Annotated in this window: 17 protein-coding genes; 6 read left to right on the top strand and 11 right to left on the bottom strand. The window is 65.8% G+C overall.

The features are described 5' to 3' along the window. Positions 1-44: 44 nt before the first annotated feature. Positions 45-746: a dienelactone hydrolase family protein gene (locus ABNW52_RS05210; RefSeq protein WP_349584971.1), complete on the bottom strand. Its 702-nt coding sequence runs from the start codon at positions 744-746 to the stop codon at positions 45-47. A 333-nt stretch (positions 747-1,079) separates the two neighbouring features. On the opposite strand from ABNW52_RS05210, the gene ABNW52_RS05205 reads away from it, so the two are divergent. Next, positions 1,080-1,946 carry a D-hexose-6-phosphate mutarotase gene (locus tag ABNW52_RS05205; RefSeq protein ID WP_349584968.1) on the top strand — a complete coding sequence of 289 codons (867 nt, stop codon included), beginning with the start codon at positions 1,080-1,082 and terminating at the stop codon, positions 1,944-1,946. Between the two features lie 37 nt (positions 1,947-1,983). Then, positions 1,984-2,601, top strand: a complete 618-nt coding sequence (locus ABNW52_RS05200) for a hypothetical protein (RefSeq protein ID WP_349584965.1) — start codon at positions 1,984-1,986, stop codon at positions 2,599-2,601. A gap of 67 nt (positions 2,602-2,668) precedes the next feature. Here ABNW52_RS05200 and waaA read toward each other — a convergent pair whose 3' ends face one another. Both waaA and waaC read right to left on the bottom strand, forming a co-directional pair. After that, positions 2,669-3,925: a lipid IV(A) 3-deoxy-D-manno-octulosonic acid transferase gene (gene waaA / locus ABNW52_RS05195; RefSeq protein ID WP_349584963.1), complete on the bottom strand. Its 1,257-nt coding sequence runs from the start codon at positions 3,923-3,925 to the stop codon at positions 2,669-2,671. Then, positions 3,922-4,881 (bottom strand): lipopolysaccharide heptosyltransferase I, encoded by a 960-nt coding sequence (waaC, locus tag ABNW52_RS05190; protein WP_349584960.1) that lies wholly within the window; start codon positions 4,879-4,881, stop codon positions 3,922-3,924. Before waaC ends, waaA begins: the two co-directional genes overlap by 4 nt. 507 nt (positions 4,882-5,388) lie before the next feature. Here waaC and ABNW52_RS05185 point away from each other — a divergent pair. Then, positions 5,389-6,168, top strand: coding sequence for a glycosyltransferase family 2 protein (locus ABNW52_RS05185; RefSeq protein ID WP_349584957.1), 780 nt, complete (start codon positions 5,389-5,391; stop codon positions 6,166-6,168). A 171-nt stretch (positions 6,169-6,339) separates the two neighbouring features. After that, a complete protein-coding gene (locus tag ABNW52_RS05180) occupies positions 6,340-7,356 on the top strand; it encodes a S66 family peptidase (protein ID WP_349584954.1) in 1,017 nt (338 codons plus the stop codon). On the opposite strand, the gene ABNW52_RS05175 is transcribed toward ABNW52_RS05180, so the two are convergent. Both ABNW52_RS05175 and ABNW52_RS05170 read right to left on the bottom strand, forming a co-directional pair. Beyond that, on the bottom strand, positions 7,346-7,942 hold the full coding sequence (locus tag ABNW52_RS05175; RefSeq protein WP_349584951.1) for a DUF1294 domain-containing protein: 597 nt from the start codon (positions 7,940-7,942) through the stop codon (positions 7,346-7,348). The two genes, ABNW52_RS05180 and ABNW52_RS05175, sit on opposite strands and share 11 nt — an antisense overlap. A 112-nt stretch (positions 7,943-8,054) precedes the next feature. Beyond that, positions 8,055-8,783, bottom strand: a complete 729-nt coding sequence (locus ABNW52_RS05170) for a 16S rRNA (uracil(1498)-N(3))-methyltransferase (RefSeq protein WP_349584948.1) — start codon at positions 8,781-8,783, stop codon at positions 8,055-8,057. A gap of 148 nt (positions 8,784-8,931) precedes the next feature. Here ABNW52_RS05170 and ABNW52_RS05165 point away from each other — a divergent pair, with 148 nt between their 5' ends. Together ABNW52_RS05165 and ABNW52_RS05160 are read left to right on the top strand one after the other, a co-directional pair. Further along, the gene (locus tag ABNW52_RS05165; protein WP_349584946.1) at positions 8,932-9,723 is read left to right on the top strand and encodes an inositol monophosphatase family protein; all 792 of its coding nucleotides are present in this window, start codon (positions 8,932-8,934) and stop codon (positions 9,721-9,723) included. A gap of 142 nt (positions 9,724-9,865) precedes the next feature. Next, positions 9,866-10,435 carry a DUF4337 domain-containing protein gene (locus ABNW52_RS05160; RefSeq protein WP_349584943.1) on the top strand — a complete coding sequence of 190 codons (570 nt, stop codon included), beginning with the start codon at positions 9,866-9,868 and terminating at the stop codon, positions 10,433-10,435. On the opposite strand, the gene ABNW52_RS05155 is transcribed toward ABNW52_RS05160, so the two are convergent. The 6 genes from ABNW52_RS05155 to rarD all read right to left on the bottom strand — a co-directional run bounded on the left by ABNW52_RS05155 (position 10,432) and on the right by rarD (position 14,805). After that, positions 10,432-11,127 carry an alpha/beta hydrolase gene (locus ABNW52_RS05155; protein WP_349584940.1) on the bottom strand — a complete coding sequence of 232 codons (696 nt, stop codon included), beginning with the start codon at positions 11,125-11,127 and terminating at the stop codon, positions 10,432-10,434. The genes ABNW52_RS05160 and ABNW52_RS05155 overlap by 4 nt on opposite strands. A gap of 177 nt (positions 11,128-11,304) precedes the next feature. Next, a complete protein-coding gene (locus tag ABNW52_RS05150) occupies positions 11,305-12,195 on the bottom strand; it encodes a DMT family transporter (RefSeq protein ID WP_349584937.1) in 891 nt (296 codons plus the stop codon). A 2-nt stretch (positions 12,196-12,197) separates the two neighbouring features. Next, positions 12,198-12,617, bottom strand: coding sequence for a GFA family protein (locus ABNW52_RS05145; RefSeq protein WP_349584934.1), 420 nt, complete (start codon positions 12,615-12,617; stop codon positions 12,198-12,200). Between the two features lies 1 nt (position 12,618). Next, positions 12,619-13,266 carry an alanyl-tRNA editing protein gene (locus ABNW52_RS05140; protein ID WP_349584932.1) on the bottom strand — a complete coding sequence of 216 codons (648 nt, stop codon included), beginning with the start codon at positions 13,264-13,266 and terminating at the stop codon, positions 12,619-12,621. Further along, positions 13,263-13,712: a GNAT family N-acetyltransferase gene (locus ABNW52_RS05135; RefSeq protein ID WP_349584929.1), complete on the bottom strand. Its 450-nt coding sequence runs from the start codon at positions 13,710-13,712 to the stop codon at positions 13,263-13,265. The genes ABNW52_RS05140 and ABNW52_RS05135 overlap by 4 nt, the downstream gene beginning before the upstream one ends. A gap of 187 nt (positions 13,713-13,899) precedes the next feature. Next, positions 13,900-14,805 carry an EamA family transporter RarD gene (rarD, locus tag ABNW52_RS05130; RefSeq protein ID WP_349584926.1) on the bottom strand — a complete coding sequence of 302 codons (906 nt, stop codon included), beginning with the start codon at positions 14,803-14,805 and terminating at the stop codon, positions 13,900-13,902. Positions 14,806-15,013: the final 208 nt, after the last annotated feature.

The following is a 15,013-nucleotide window of genomic DNA, read 5'->3' as shown; positions in this document are numbered from 1 at the left end:
CAGGTTGGCCGCACGACGGCGGCCAACGGTGTACAGCCGACCGCTCAGCCCAGCTGTTCGGCCAGAAACTGCAGGCTGCGGCCATGCGCCAGCGCGGCGGCGCGCTGGTTGTACATCTTGGGGCGGCCCCAGCAGTTGAAGCCGTGATCCGCGTCCGGGTAGTCATGGAACTGCGCATTGCTCTTGCCGGCAAACGCCTGCTTCACCGCGGCCACCATGTCCGGGGTGATATGGGCATCCAGCCCGGCATAGTGGAACATGATCGGCATGCCGAGCCGGTCGGCCAGCGCCAGATGCTGGTGAATGCGGCCGCCGTAGTAGCACACCGCGGCATCGGCCTGGCTCAACGCCGCGGCGCGGAACGCCATCTGCCCGCCCAGGCAGTAGCCCAGCGTCGCCACCTTGCCGCTGACCTGCGGCATGGCGCGCAGCGCGCCCACCGCGGCGGCCACGTCGCTGGCGGCCAGATCCATATCCAGCCGCTGCAGGTAGTCGTAAGCCTGCTGGCTGCCGGCCTCGTCGTAGGCCAGATCCACCCGCGGGCTCAGCCGCCAGAACACGTCCGGCGCCAGCACCACGTAGCCATCCAGCGCGTACTGGTCGGCCATGCTGCGGATGTGCTCGTTGACGCCCCAGATTTCCTGCAGCAGCACGATGCCCGGGCCGTGGCCGGCCGGCGGCAACGACAGATAGCCGCTAAAGGTTTCACCGGTGGCGGATGGCAGATCGATCCAGCGGGAATTCACGATTGATGCTCCTTAGAACTTGTTCACACTCGCGCAAGCCGGCGCGAGGCAAGGCAAAAACAGTCGGGCGCGGCATTTACCGCTAGTCACGGTGCTCCCCGGCTGGTCATTAACGCCGCAGCACCCGCAGCTTGTGACAGCCCGGCCGCACGCAGGCGGCACTGGCAATGTGCCGGCAACTGCTGCATTGTAGCCGGCAGCAATCAATAAAGGTGCAAGCGGCGGCGGCAGAACAACGGCGCCGCAGAATGGTCTGAATCTGGCAGCCTGCATCTGGCGATGCGCAGGATTCAGATGCACCGCATGACAAAAAGTGCCAGCAAGGATGCCATCATGTCCCACCCAGTCCACCCCGACCTGCTTCCTGCCGGCGTGCGCGCCATCGAACTGGCGCCCGGCATGCCCGGCCTCACGTTCCACCATCCGGCCTTCACCGCCACGCTAAGCCTGTACGGCGGCCAGCTGCTGGATTTCACGCCGACTGGCGGCCGCCCGTTGCTGTACCTGTCGCCACTGGCGCGGCTGGAAGCCGGCAAGGCGATCCGCGGCGGCATTCCCGTGTGCTGGCCGTGGTTCGGCCCGCACCCGCACGACCCGAGCCAGCCGCAACACGGCGTGGCGCGCACCGCGCTGTGGACGGTCAGCGCGGTGGCGCGCAGCGACGACGGGTTTCACGTGAAACTGGCCGCCCCGCATCATGCGGAGCTGGAAGCCAGCCTCACCCTGCAGCTGGGGCCGGGGCTGGACATCGCGCTGACCAGTCGCAACCTGGGCAACGAGCCGGTCAGCGTCAGCGCCGCGCTGCACAGCTATCTGGCGGTGGGCGATCTGCGCACCGCCAGCCTGAGCGGGCTGGAAGGTGCGCCCTACCACGACAAGCTCAGCGGCACTGTGGCCAAGCTGCCGCTGCAAGCCTGGCAGTTCCGCGCCGCCACCGATGCCGTGGTGCAGCATGCCGGCCCGTGCCAGCTGCACGATCCGCACTGGGAGCGCCGTATCGCCATCGGCAGCAGCAGTTCGGCCAGCACCGTGGTGTGGACGCCGTGGCAGCAGGGTGCGGCCAACATCGCCGACCTGCCGGACGACGGCTGGCAGCAGTTCCTGTGCGTGGAGGCGGCCAACGCCGGCAGCGATGCGCGTCTGCTGCCCCCTGGCGGCAGCCACACACTGCGCCAGCAGCTGCAATTACTGGCGCTATAATCGCCGCCTTGAATCCGCTTTATCGAGATCTGCAGCAATGATGATGCAACCCGACCGGCTGGACCGGTTCTTTCCCATCACCTACCCCAACGGCGCCACCGTCAGCCGCTTCGCCAAGCCCTGCCCGCATTGCCAGCAGCTGGTGAAGGCCAACGCCATGGAAGGGGTGGCGATGCTGCTGCAGGACAAGGTGTTTGTACTGGCCGACGGCGAGTGCCCGCATTGCCAGCACCGCTTCGTGGTGAAGTGCGTGATCGATGCCTACAAGCGGGTGTTCCCGGTGCAGCTGCCGGTATTCCTGTACCGCTGGCTGCTGCGCTGGGGCGCGCGGCGCCAGCTCAAGCTGTTCCGCCAGCAGCCGGAATGGCAGCGCGCGCGCCGGCTGGTGGAGGCGATGGATAGCGCCGAGGTGAAGGAAGCGGTCAGCCAGCTCACCAGCCGCCTGCTGCCCGACAGCGCGGCGGTGGAAAAATCCGCCGACATCGTCGGCCGCTTCCAGAACCTGCCGATCTACGCCTGGCTGCGCCACGACGGCCGCACGCTGCTGTTCGACCGCGCCGCCCCCGACAGCGATGCCCAGTTCCAGCTGCAGCCGGGCGAAGTACTGTTCGATGGCCGGCTGATCTACAAGGAAGTCACGCCGGAACAGGCCTGAAGCCGCGCTTGCCGGCATAAAAAAACCGCCACGTCGTGGCGGTTTTTTTTACGGCTGCCGGCCGCGGCTAGGCCGGCAGCTGCTGCTTGATCAGCTGCAGCATACGCTGGCTGGCGCCACGGTGCTGGGCGGTAAACGCCAGCCCGGCCTGCCGCATCGGCTGCCGCGCCGCCGCGTCCTGCAGCAGCGTCAGCGCCGCCGCCACCAGCTGGTCGGCATCACTGACCTGGCGCGCCGCACCGGCGGCCAGCGCCAGCGCCGCCGCTTCGGCAAAATTGAAGGTAGAGCGGCCGATCAGCACCGGCAGGCCGACGCTGGCCGGCTCGATCAGGTTCTGCGAACCGAAATCCAGCAGCGAGCCGCCAATAAACGCCACATCCGCCGCAGCATAGTAGGCAAACAGTTCGCCCATGCTGTCGCCCAGCCACACCTGGGTGCTGGCGGCCACCGCTTGCTCGTCGCTGCGGCGCTGCACGGCAAAACCCATGTCGGCGGCCAACGTTGCCACGCTGTCGAAGCGTTCCGGGTGGCGCGGCACCAGCAGCAGCAGCGCCTCGCCGCGCGGCACGGCCTGCCAGGCGCGCAGGATCAGTTCCTCTTCGCCGTCGCGGGTGCTGGCGCACACCCACACCGGGCGGCTGCCGATACGCTGGCGGAACGCCTGCCCCAGCACCAGTTTGTCCGGCGGCGGGGTGAAATCGTATTTGCTGTTGCCGCAGACGCTAACGTTGGCTGCACCCAGCTGGCGCAGCCGCTCGGCATCGGCGTCGCTCTGTGCCGCCACCGCGGTCAAGGCGCGCATCGCCGGGCGGATCAACGGCCCGATGCGGCGGTAGCCGCGCAGCGATTTTTCCGACAGCCGCGCATTGACCAGAAACAGCGGCACGCCGGCGGCACGGCAGGCGTGCAGCAGATTGGGCCACAGCTCGGTTTCCATCAGCACGCCGAATTTTGGCCGCAGCGCGGCGATGAAGCGGCGCATGTTGCCGGCGCTGTCATACGGCAGGTAGCGGATCTCGGCGTCCGGGTACAGCTCCAGCGCGGTGGCGCGGCCGGTGGGCGTCATCTGGGTGATGACGAAACGGGCGGCCGGATATTGCTGCCGCAGCTGCTTGACCAGCGGCAGCGCAGCACGGGTCTCGCCCACCGACACTGCGTGCAGCCAGATCACCTCGCGGCCATCGCCACGCGGCAGATCGCGGCCGAAGCGTTCGTCCCAATGCTGCAGATAGGCCGGCGCCTTTTGCGCGCGCTTGTTCAGGTAGCGCTTCACCAGCGGCGTGAGCAGCGGCCACAGCGCGCTGTACAGCAGGCGCGCGATCATGCCGTGCTCCGGCAGCGCGCCAGCAGCGCCAGCACCGCGTCCACCGGCGGAATCACCCCGGCCTGGCCGATGTTGGCCGCGCGGGCGGTGGCCACCACCCCGGTCAGCGCCGGGTCGGTATCGGTGTAGATCGCTACCAGCGGCACATCCAGCGCATTGGCCAGGTGGGTCAGCCCAGTATCCACCCCCACCACCGCTGCCGCATGGCCGAGCATGGCGGCGGCGGCGGACAGCCGCATTTTCGGCGCCACCAGCGCGCCGGGAATGGCTGCGGCCAACCTTTGCGCGCGCTGCTGTTCTGTCGCATTGCCCCACGGAATCACCGTCGCCAGCCCCTGTGCCTGCAGCGCATGCGCCAGCGCCACCCAGTGCGCCTCCGGCCACAGCTTGCTGTCGCGGCTGGTGGCATGCAGCAGCACCCAGTACGGCGTCGCCGGCAGCCAGTCCGCCCGCGCGCCGCCGCGAATGCCGAATACCGGCGCGCCGCTGGGCTGGTAGCCAAAGGCGGCGGCAAACAGCTGGCGATTGCGTTCGATGGCGGACAACTGACGCTCGACGCGGTAGCGGCGGTCGTAAAAGCGGCTGGCCAGCGGCTCGCGAATGCTGGCGGCGTCGTAACCGGCCAGCGGGCCGTTGGCCAGCTTGCCCGGCAGCGCACTCTTCAGCAGGCCCTGGGCATCCAGTACCAGATCCCAGCGCGTGCTGCCGAGGGCGTGGCGCAGGCTGGCCATCTCGCACCAGGTCGCGCGTTGCAGCAGGTGTTTGCGCCAGCGGCGCCAGGCTATGGGGATGGTGCGCGTGACCTGCGGGTGCAGGCCGGGGATATCCACAAAGGCTTCTTCTGCCAGCCAGCTCACCGCCACATCCGGGCGCGCACGCGCCAGATCCGACAGTGCGGGAAAGGTGTGGATCAGGTCTCCCATCGAGGAAGTGCGCAATAACAGGAGGTTTTGCATGCGCCGGATTGTACGAGCGGGCCTGTGGTTAACCAAGTAAAATCGCCCCGCACCGTTTGTGGATAAGGCGCTGTGGATAAGAAACGCCATATTTACCCACAACTGCTCAGAACACTGCCGGTAGTAGTAACCCACCGCTCATCAACAAGCTAAGCTACTGTCAGGTCAAGGTTTTTGACTGTTATCCACATTTTTTGGCGTCTTTATCTTTATCTTCAATATAAAAATGGGAAAACAAAGAACAGCAGGATGACTGCAACGGCTGCAGTGCAAAAAACATTGCTGCACAGCCCGGGTGGAACACTGCACGGTCAGCATGTGGACAACTGCGCTCTGCAGAAAAACCGTAAAACTATCCACAACTGCTGCACCAGCCATCCCAGCGCCGGAACACACCTTGCCGTTTGCAATAACCATCTGAAAAAAAAAGAAAAAACACGGTTATCAACAGATAGGCACTGCCTTCATCTGTCTTCATCTTTTTAAAAATTGGACAACATTAGAAATATGTCTGAACCGCTAAGCCTGGTGCTCATTACCAAAAACGCAGAGGCACTACTGGAAAAGTGTCTGCAAAGCTGTGCTTTTGCAGACGAGATCGTGGTGGTGGATTCGGGAAGCAGCGACAGGACATTGGCAATAGCTTCTGCCTATAAGGCGAAAGTTATCCACCAGGACTGGCTGGGCTTTGGGCCGCAGAAGCAATTTGCCGTAGCGCAGGCCAGCCATGACTGGGTGCTGTGCCTGGATGCCGATGAATGGCTGTCAACAAAACTGGCAAATGAAATCAACAACTTGCTGGCAGACGAACGTAGGTTGGCCGCTTGCGGTGCCTGGCGCTTTGCACGCAGCAACAAGTTCATGGGCCGCTTCTTGCGCTTTGGCGAGGGCTATCCGGATTACAGCTTGCGGCTGTTCGATCGCCGTCGCGCCCGCTGGTCGGACGACGTGGTGCACGAATATGTGCACAGCAGCGGCCCGGTTGGTACCGTGGCTGGCGACTTGATGCACGAATCGGGTGAAGACATCGCGTTGTATCTGAGCAAACAGAACCGCTACACCAGCTTGCAGGCGGAAACGCTGTATCAACGCGGGAAAACCGCGGGGATTGGCAAGCTGCTGTTTAGCCCGCTGCTGCGCTTCATCAAGTTTTACCTGGCACGGCAGGGTTTTCGCGATGGTTTGCCCGGTTTTGTCCACATCAGCATTGGTTGCTTCAACAGCTACAGCAAATACGCCAAGCTGATCGAGCTGCAGCGGCTGGCAAAACAGCAAGCATCGCGCTGAACGGCTGCGACAATGGCAGGCAAGAAGACCGCTAGCTTGCGCTGCTGGCCGGATGGCTGGAGTTATCCACAACCGGCAACCCCCTGAGCGCTGATCCGGGCGGCTGATGGCTTTTTCGGCCGCCTGGCTTGCGTTAGGCTGTGCGGCCAACCTTTATCCACAGCGGCAGCCATGTCGATACGCTTTCCTGCCCCGTTACAGCCCGGTGACCGCGTTGCCGTCTGCGCGGTGTCCTCCGGGGTGCCAGAGGTGCTGCAAGGCCGGCTGGATGCCTCGCTGCAGGCCCTGCGTGCTGCTGGCTTCCAGGTGCTGGAAGGCGCGACCCTGCGCCGGCAGCAGCACGGTGCCAGCGGCAGTGCCGCCGAGCGGCTGACCGATCTGAACCGTTTCCTGTACGACCCGACCGTCCGCGCCATCCTGCCGCCGTGGGGTGGTGAGCTGGCGCTGCAACTGCTGGCCGGTATCGACTTTCCCCACCTGGCGACGCTGGCGCCGAAATGGCTGTGCGGGTTTTCCGATGTTTCCACCCTGACAGTGCCGCTGACGCTGCGCGCCGGCTGGGCGACGCTGCATTCTCCCAATGTGTTTGATCTGAGTGAACCGGCCCGGCAGCAGGAAATGCAGGCGCTATGGCACAGCTGGCGCTACGGTTTGCCGCCGCTGCAGCAGGCCGCCACGCGCTTCTGGCGCTTTGGCGATCCCGGGGTGACCGAAAACAGCCGCGTGCGCGTGCTGGGTGGCGGCAGCTCCGTTATCGAGGGCCGCTTGCTGGGCGGTTGCCTGGATGTGCTGTCACGGCTGGTGGGCACGCCGTATTTCGATCTGGCCGCGTTCAAGCAACAGCCGACGATCCTGTATCTGGAAAACGCCGAGCTGGCGCCGTATGAATTGCTGCGGGCGCTGAGCGGCATGCGGCTGGCGGGGGTGATGGATGGTCTGGCCGGGCTGGTGTTGGGACGCAGCAGCGGGCCGGCGCTGGCGGCAGACGGTGGCTTGGGCTACCAGGACGCGGTGCAGCAGGCGCTGGCCGGGTTGCACTGCCCGGTGGTGCTGGACGCGGATATCGGCCATGTGCCGCCGCAGTGGTGTCTGCTCAATGGCGCCTGGGCGCGGCTGGAGGTGAGGGCCGGCACGGCGCTGCTGCAACAGTCGTACCCCGCCGGCGGCGAGCCGACGCTCAGCGGCTGATGCTGTACTGCAGCCAGCACAGCAGGCCAAGGTTGGCCGCAATGCTGAGCTTGTAGCGCCACTGGAAGCCCGGCTTACTGGATTTGTGGCGCAAGCGCTGCTGTGCCAGCAGGGCGCCGGGCCAGCCGCCGAGCACGGCCAGCAAGTGCAGGGTGTTTTCGCGGATGCGCCAGCGCTGCTGCTGCGCGGCGCGCTTGTCGTGGGCGTAGACGGCGTAGGTCAGCAGGCTCAGCAGCAGGTAGAGCGCGGCGACGCCAGCCGGCAGATAACCCTGCACGATGATGCCGCCCAGCAGCATGACAAACAGCAACAACAGCGGCGGTATACGGTGCTGGCGTCGTGGCGGCGCTGACGGCCGCGCCCGGCGCGGGGCACGGCCCTCCTGCTGGCGGATGTCCAGCGCGGTGAGGCGGCCTTGCGGATCCCGGCTCACGCAGTAGCTGAGCAAATCGCCATTGCGTGGCGCACGCTGCAGGCGGCTGAAGGCGCGCCGTTGCACATAGGCAGGTTTGCTGCCGTCAGTCGGGCTGACAAAGCCGATGCCCAGTTCGTCATGCCAGTTGTGTAGCCTGCCTTGTAAGCGCATGTTTGCAAGTGGTTACTGTTGAAAATAACGGTATTTTCTATACAAACAGCATTTATGACAAATGTTTTGAGTGGGCCCGGCAGCGGCTGCTGCTGACCCCCGCCCCGGGTGCTTACACGCTGTAATCGCCCCATACCGTCTGGATGGCACCGACTGCTGCCAGTGCCGCGGTTTCGGTGCGCAGGATGCGCGGCCCCAGCTTCAGCGGCGTGCAGCCGGCGGCAATGGCAGCCGTTTCCTCGCTGGCGGATAGCCCGCCTTCCGGCCCGGCCAGCAGCCACGCCTGTTGCGGCTGCTGCGCGATATCGGCCAGCCGCCGCGTGCCCAGCGGCGACAGCAGTAGATGGGCATCCGCCGCCGGCAGTGCGGCCAACCATTGCTTTAGCGTCAGGATCGGCAGCACCTGCGGAATGCTGTTGCGGCCGCTTTGTTCGCAGGCGGCGATCACGATCTCCTGCCAGCGCTGCACGCGCTTGTCGGCGCGATCGCCGGCCAGCTTGACGATGCTGCGCTCGGTGGCCAGCGGCTGGAACACGTTCACCCCCATCTCCACGCCTTTTTGCAGCGTGAATTCCATGCGCTCGCCGCTGGAGATGGCCTGCGCCAGCCCCAGCCACACCGGCGATTCGCGGCTGGTGTCGTCAAAACGGGTGATGGCGCAGCTGGCGTCGCGCTTGCCGATGCTGCCGAGCGTGGCCTGGTATTCGCCGCCGCGGCCGTTGAACAGAGTGATGGCGTCGCCCTCGCGCAGCCGTAACACCTGTATGTGGCGCACTACACTGTCGGGTAGCGTGTACTGTTCTGCCGTGGTCAACACAGCGTCGATGAAAAACCTTGGCATTGCGTGTTGCCCGTAACTGTCGATGACGGTATTTTGCTTGTTTTGCTGCAGTTGCAACAACCACGGCGTGCAGCAGGGTCCGCATCCGGGCCGTCAGCGCTGCCGCGGCTACCCGCCGCGGCATCACACCACCCAGCGGGAGAAGGCTTTGCAGGTAGTCGATGAGGTGATCAAGGTCGTACGCGCGGTAGCCCACAGCGAGGTGATGCCGCGCTTCCTGCGCGTGGGCAAAACGCGCAAGGAAGACGGCTCGCTGTTTACCGAAGCGGATCTCGCCTGCCAGTCGGCATTGCAGCAACAGTTGCCGACCATCCTGCCGCACCCAGTGCTGGGTGAAGAAATGACCATCGAGGAACAGGATGCGCTGTGGGCGGCCAACCCGCACGGCCTGTGGGTGGTGGACCCGATCGACGGCACCACCAATTTCGTCAACGGCCTGCCGTACTTCGCCATCTCGGTGGCGCTGGTGGTCAACGGCAAAAGCGAACTGGGGGTGATTTACAACCCGGTGTCAGACGAAGTGTTCTACGCCCGCCGCGGCCACGGTGCCTATCTCAACGGCCAGCGCCTGCCGCTGAAATCGATGGCCAACAGCATGGGCGACGCCATCGCCGCGGTGGAAATCAAATACCTGCGTTCCGGCAAACTGGCGGCGCGCATGGGCAGCGTGGCGCCGTTCGGTAGCCAGCGCAGCATGGGCTCCAGCACCCTGGACTGGTGCTTCCTGGCCGCCGGCCGCTACGACCTGTACCTGCATGGCGGCCAGCGACTGTGGGACTACGCCGCCGGCGCGGTGATCCTGGAAGAAGCCGGCGGCCGCATCGCCAGCCTGTATACCGACGATTACTGGTCCGACACGGTGTGGAAGCGTTCCGCCATCGCCGCGCTGGACCCGGCGCTGTTCGCACAGTGGCATCGCTGGGTGCGCGCCAACCAGTAGTGCCAGCATCGCTCCGCGACCACGGCCAGGCCCATGCCTGGCCGTTTGCATTGCAGGCGGTTACCCGTTGCTACCTACCGTTGCAGTTGCCCACCGCTGCCGGCGCGATACTGGCCGCTAGCGAAACCGGTCGGAGCGTGCCATGGAAGTGGAACTGAGTGTGGAAGGCCGCCAGCGGCGCATCAATACCGCGGTGGCGATGACGGTGGTGCTGTTGTCGGTATTCATGGGCATCGCCAAGATCAAGGACGACAACCTGGTGCAGGCGATGCAGCTGGCCAAGTCGGATGCTATCGACCTGTGGTCGGAATACCAGAGCCGCAGCATCAAGCAAGCGCTGGCCGAGAGCACGTTGCAGCAGTTGGATATTGCCGCTGCGGCCAACCCGGCGCTGGCGCCGCGCTTCACCCGCCAGCACGGCGAGCTGCAGCAGAAGATCGCCGCCTACCAGCAGGCGATCCCGGCCACCGCCGCCAAGGCCAGGCTGCGCGAGGCGGAATACAACCGGCTGAATGTCCACGACGACCAGTTCGACCTCTGCGATGCGGCGATTGCCATCGCCATCGCCTGTGCCGCGGTGGCGGCGCTGGTGGAAATGTGGCTGCCGCTGCTGGTGGCCTGGGGCTTCGGCCTGTTTGGCGCCGTATTCGGCCTGGCCGGCTTCTGTGGCTGGCTGCTGCACCCGGACTGGCTGATGGGCCTGCTAAGTTAATCCGCCAGCCAGCTACCCGCCGCCAGCCAGGCGGCAAAATCCTGCGCCATGTCGGCGCTGAGCTGGTGTCCGGCCGGGTAACGCCGCAGCTGGTGCGGCACCCCCAGCTCGCCCAGCCAGGCAGCGGCGCGTTCGGCCCAGCTGATCGGTAACTTGTCGTCGTATTCGCCGTGGCTGATGAATGCCGATAGCTCGACCAGCTCTGATTTATCACCGATGTTGGCCGCAATTTCCGGCAGGATGCGCCCGGATAGCAGGCCAAAGCCGGCCACGCTGCCCGGTGCCGTCAGCGCCACGCCGGCACTCATGATGCCGCCCTGGCTGAAGCCGGCCAGCACGGTGTGCGCGGCATCCAGGCCGTACTGCGCCTGCAGGCTGTGGCACAGCGCGATCAGCTGCCGGCGGCTGGCCTCGGCCTGTTGCGCATTGATGCTGGGGCCATTGGTGCCGAAGCTCACCTGGAACCAGCCGTATTGCTGCGGACCGAACAGCAGCGGCGCGCGCAGCAGCACGATTTGCAGCCGCTCATCCAGCAGCGGCGCCAGGCCGTGCAGCTGCAGCTCATTGCCGCCGACGCCGTGCAGCAGCAGCAACAACGCGCTGGCCGGCTGTGTGCCGCGACGCGGCAAGGCGCGGTAAGTCAGGCCGGAGGCGGCGTCTACGATGGCGGGTGGCAGGCTGGTGTCGGTCATGATGGGCATCCTGGCGATAAGTGGGGATGTGGCATTGTGCTGCCGACGGCCAGGTGAATAAACAGCGCAGCAGGAAAGGGATTATTGCCGTTGGTGACACAATGCGCGGCAGTGCTGGGCGTGGAAAATGCGGCCAACCTTGGCTAAAGGTTGGCCGCAGGCAGTTGTGGCACTACCTCAGCGCAGCACGATCAGCATGCTGCCGGCCACGCTGGCGGCGGCACCCAGCCAGGCCAGGGCCGGCGGGCGCTGGCCCATTACCGCCCACAGCATCGGCAGGATCATTACCGGAGTCATCGCCGACAGCATGCCCACGGTGGCGACGTTGCCGCCTTTCAGCGCCAGCATCACCAGTGTCATGCCCACGCCCTGGCCGACCAGGCCGTTGAGCACGGTCTGGCCGAACAAGCGCGGCGCCAGCGGCCTTTGCAGGCGGGCGTGGCGGTTGCCGCTGGCCCACAGCAGCCAGTGCGCAGCGCAGCTGACGGCGATGCGCAGCCCGTTGGCGGCAATCGGGTCGATGCCGGCGGCCATTACCGGCTTGGCGAGGAAGGTGCCCAGTGCCTGGCACAGTGCCGCAGTCAGCGCCAGCGCCACGCCCAGCTTGAGGCCGTGGCTGTGTTCCCAGTGGTGCTGCTGGCTGTCGCGGCGGCCGAAGGCGATGGCGCCCAGCACGCCGGCGAACACCAGCAGGCTGCCGGCCACCGCCGCCAGGCTCAGTCGTTCGCTGAGCAGTAGCACGCCCAGGCTGACCGAGAATACCGAGTGGGTGGCAAACAGCAGCCCGGTGCGGCGCGGGCCGATGCGGTTCATGGCGGCGAACATCAGCGTGTCGCCGAGGAAGATGCCGGTGAGGCCGGAGGCGGCCAGCAGCGCCAGCTGGCTGCCGTGCAGCGCCTGCCAGCCGCCGCTGGCCAGCGCGATGCCGCCCAGCAGCACGGTGAGCAGGCTCAGGCGGATGCGGGTAAAGCCGAAGGAGCCCAGCTGCCGCGACGGCGTGGCGCCGATGATGGAGCTGAGTGCCCAGCAGGTGGCGGCGCCCAGCGCGGCCAGATCGTAGAACAGCATGCTTATTTTGTACTCGCTGGGAGTTGCCACTCGGCATAGGCCGGCACGTCGGCGTACATCAGCCAGGCCACATCGTGGCGGCACCAGATATGCGCGTTGGGTCGTTGCGCCGGGGCGTCGTCCAGCGTGGCTACGCGCAGGATCACGTGTGGGTGCACTGGACGTTCCGCCAGCAGCTGGCTGCCGCAAACGCGGCAGAAGTAACGTAGCTTGCCGGGGGAGGATTCATAACGGTTGAGCAATTCCTGCCCCTGCAGCCAGCGAAAATGCTGACGCAGCACACCCGCGGTGCTGGCAAAGGCGGCGGCATGCGCCTTGCGGCAGGTGTGGCAGTGGCAATGCTGGATCGGCATGTCCAGCTGCTCCACCTGGTAGCGCACGCCGCCGCACAGGCAGCTGCCATGTAGTGCCGGTGCCGTCATGTCATTCATCCTCCAGCAGGGTGATCTCCACCCGCTCCTTGCCGCGGCCGACGTTCTTGCGTTTCAGCGCGATGCGGCCAACCTCGCCGGTGCGCTGCAGGTGGGTGCCGCCGCACGGCACGCGGCAGTAGCCGGGCACTTCCCAGTAGCGGCGCTCGTTGGCCGCATCGGCAAAGGCGCTGACGATGGCCGAGTTGGCATCGATCAGCGCCTGTACTTTGGTGGCGATGGCGGCCAGCTGCGGAGTGATCGGCTGCGGCAATGCAAAGTCGATGCGCGCCTTGTGCTCGCCGATGTGGGCGCCGATTTTTTCCACACCGTCGAAGTCGCGGTAGATGGTTTCCAGCGTCAGTTCGGCGGCGAAGTGCAACCGCATCAACCGGTAGCGGCGCGGCCAGTCGATGCGAACCGTCACCGCGTCGCCCGGCTGCAGGCCATGGCCGGCGGCCAGGGTGTAGACGATGTCCTGCTCCTGCTTTTCCGCCAGCAGCACCGGCTGGCCGGCTATGCTGCCGCTGTCGCTTTCCTGGCCGCCGCTCTCGGCGTAGAAGATGGTGGCCTGCAGGGTGACGCGCTCGCCGTCGACCGTGGCGACCTGGGTGGCCAGCTCGGTCTGGTATGGATCGTCCCAGAAGGTCTTGTGCGTCATGCCGGTTTGCTTTCGGCAGCCAGGCGCTGGTAGATATCCGGCTCCACCTTTTCCATGATGCGCTGCGGTGCGCTCAGTGCGGCAAAGCCGTACTGCGCGTACAGGCCATGCGCGTCGGCGGTGGCCAGCATGAAGCGGCGCAGGTTCTGCAGCTGCGGGTGGGCCTGGATATAGTCCATCAGCGCCTTGCCCACGCCCTGGCCGCGCACGCTGTCGAGCACGAACACATCGCCAAGGTAGGCGAAGGTGGCGTAGTCGCTGATCACCCGCGCAAACGCCACCTGGCGGCCGTCGGTGTCGTAGCCACCGATGCACAGCGCGCCGTCCAGCGAGCGCTCGAAGATGTCGCGCGGCAGGCCGCGCGCCCAGTAGGATTCGCCGCTCAGGTAGCGGTACACCATGTCGCGGTCCAGCCGCTGCTTGTCGGTATCGAATGTAATGCTCATGTCAGCCTCCGTTGCCGCCTGTAACGCTACTGCCGGTGCGGAGTGGCGGCAAGCTACAGTGGCAGAACACTGTGTGATGGCGCTGTATCAATAGCAATGCGGCCAACCCGTTGCCAGGTTGGCCGCATCGTGTGCCGTGCTGAACGCTTGCCGCCGCTGTGCTGTCACAGCTGGAGCAAGGCCGCGTTTATGCCTGCTGCAGGCGGCGTTCCTTCCAGTAGCTCAGCAGGCCGTGACCGGAATACAGCGCCAGCGCCAGCCAGATCAGGCCAAAGCCGAGCGCGCGCGCCTGGCCGAACGGCTCGCCGAACAGCCACACCCCCAGCCCAAGCTGGATCGACGGCCCCAGATACTGGATCAGGCCGACGGTGGCCAGCTTCAGGCGGCGGGCACCGCTGGCGAACAGCAGCAGCGGGATGGCGGTGACCACGCCGGCACCGGCCAATAGTGCGTCGATGGCGAAGCCCTGCTGGCCAAAGGCGCCGTTACCCTGCCACTGGAACCACAGCAGTGCGGCGGCGGCCACCGGGGTCAGCAGGAAGGTTTCCAGCGCCAGCCCTTCCAGCGACGGCAGCGGCGCTTTCTTGCGCAGCAGGCCGTACAGGCCGAAGGTGGCGGCCAGCCCCAGCGCGATCCACGGCAAGGCGCCGGCGCTGAGGGTAATCCAGCCCACCCCCAGTGTGGCCAGCGCCACCGCGGCGGCCTGGGTACGGGTCAGGCGTTCGGCCAGGAACAGCCGTCCCAGCAGCACGTTGACCAGCGGGTTGATGAAATAGCCGAGGCTGGCTTCCACCACGTGGCCGGCATTGACCGCCCAGATGTAGATCAGCCAGTTGCCGGACAGCAGCAGCGACGACAGCGCGAAGATGCCGACGCGGCGCGGTTCGCGGATGGCGGCGCCCAGCCACGCCCAGTTGCGCTGCCACAGCAGCACGATGGCGACAAACAGCGCCGACCACACGATGCGGTGGCACAGGATCTGCAGCGCAGGCACGTCGTGCAGCGGTTTCCAGTACAGCGGAAACAGCCCCCAGATGAAAAAGGCGCCAATGGCGTACAGCACGCCGCGGCTGGTTTCTTGCGAGTTTGACATGGTGGTGGCCAACGTTTGGCCGCCGACGCTTGTGGCGCGGCGGCAGTGATCGAGTCAGCACTGTAACCATCTCCGTTGCCACTCTCAATTGCTGTATCCGGAACGCAGTGTTCAGATCGCGTTTGCTGCAATGGCACATTTGCCGCACTTGCTGCCGCCATCGCCGCAAAATAACGACAAACACTTTGACGTTTACGTTTACGTCAAT

The organism is Vogesella oryzagri, assembly GCF_040148885.1.
Classification (GTDB): Bacteria; Pseudomonadota; Gammaproteobacteria; order Burkholderiales; family Chromobacteriaceae; genus Vogesella; species Vogesella oryzagri.
This window is presented reverse-complemented; position numbering and strand designations above follow the sequence as displayed.

Bases quoted from the DNA above. Each gene is read 5' to 3' on its own strand.
- ABNW52_RS05160 (WP_349584943.1), top strand. From the start codon at position 9,866: ATGGAAGTGGAACTGAGTGTGGAAGGCCGCCAGCGGCGCATCAATACC.
- waaC (WP_349584960.1), bottom strand. From the start codon at position 4,881: ATGCAAAACCTCCTGTTATTGCGCACTTCCTCGATGGGAGACCTGATC.
- ABNW52_RS05145 (WP_349584934.1), bottom strand. From the start codon at position 12,617: ATGACGGCACCGGCACTACATGGCAGCTGCCTGTGCGGCGGCGTGCGC.
- ABNW52_RS05150 (WP_349584937.1), bottom strand. From the start codon at position 12,195: ATGCTGTTCTACGATCTGGCCGCGCTGGGCGCCGCCACCTGCTGGGCA.
- ABNW52_RS05175 (WP_349584951.1), bottom strand. From the start codon at position 7,942: ATGCGCTTACAAGGCAGGCTACACAACTGGCATGACGAACTGGGCATC.
- ABNW52_RS05135 (WP_349584929.1), bottom strand. From the start codon at position 13,712: ATGAGCATTACATTCGATACCGACAAGCAGCGGCTGGACCGCGACATG.
- rarD (WP_349584926.1), bottom strand. From the start codon at position 14,805: ATGTCAAACTCGCAAGAAACCAGCCGCGGCGTGCTGTACGCCATTGGC.
- ABNW52_RS05180 (WP_349584954.1), top strand. From the start codon at position 6,340: ATGTCGATACGCTTTCCTGCCCCGTTACAGCCCGGTGACCGCGTTGCC.
- ABNW52_RS05205 (WP_349584968.1), top strand. From the start codon at position 1,080: ATGTCCCACCCAGTCCACCCCGACCTGCTTCCTGCCGGCGTGCGCGCC.
- ABNW52_RS05140 (WP_349584932.1), bottom strand. From the start codon at position 13,266: ATGACGCACAAGACCTTCTGGGACGATCCATACCAGACCGAGCTGGCC.
- ABNW52_RS05185 (WP_349584957.1), top strand. From the start codon at position 5,389: ATGTCTGAACCGCTAAGCCTGGTGCTCATTACCAAAAACGCAGAGGCA.
- ABNW52_RS05200 (WP_349584965.1), top strand. From the start codon at position 1,984: ATGATGATGCAACCCGACCGGCTGGACCGGTTCTTTCCCATCACCTAC.
- ABNW52_RS05170 (WP_349584948.1), bottom strand. From the start codon at position 8,783: ATGCCAAGGTTTTTCATCGACGCTGTGTTGACCACGGCAGAACAGTAC.
- waaA (WP_349584963.1), bottom strand. From the start codon at position 3,925: ATGATCGCGCGCCTGCTGTACAGCGCGCTGTGGCCGCTGCTCACGCCG.
- ABNW52_RS05155 (WP_349584940.1), bottom strand. From the start codon at position 11,127: ATGACCGACACCAGCCTGCCACCCGCCATCGTAGACGCCGCCTCCGGC.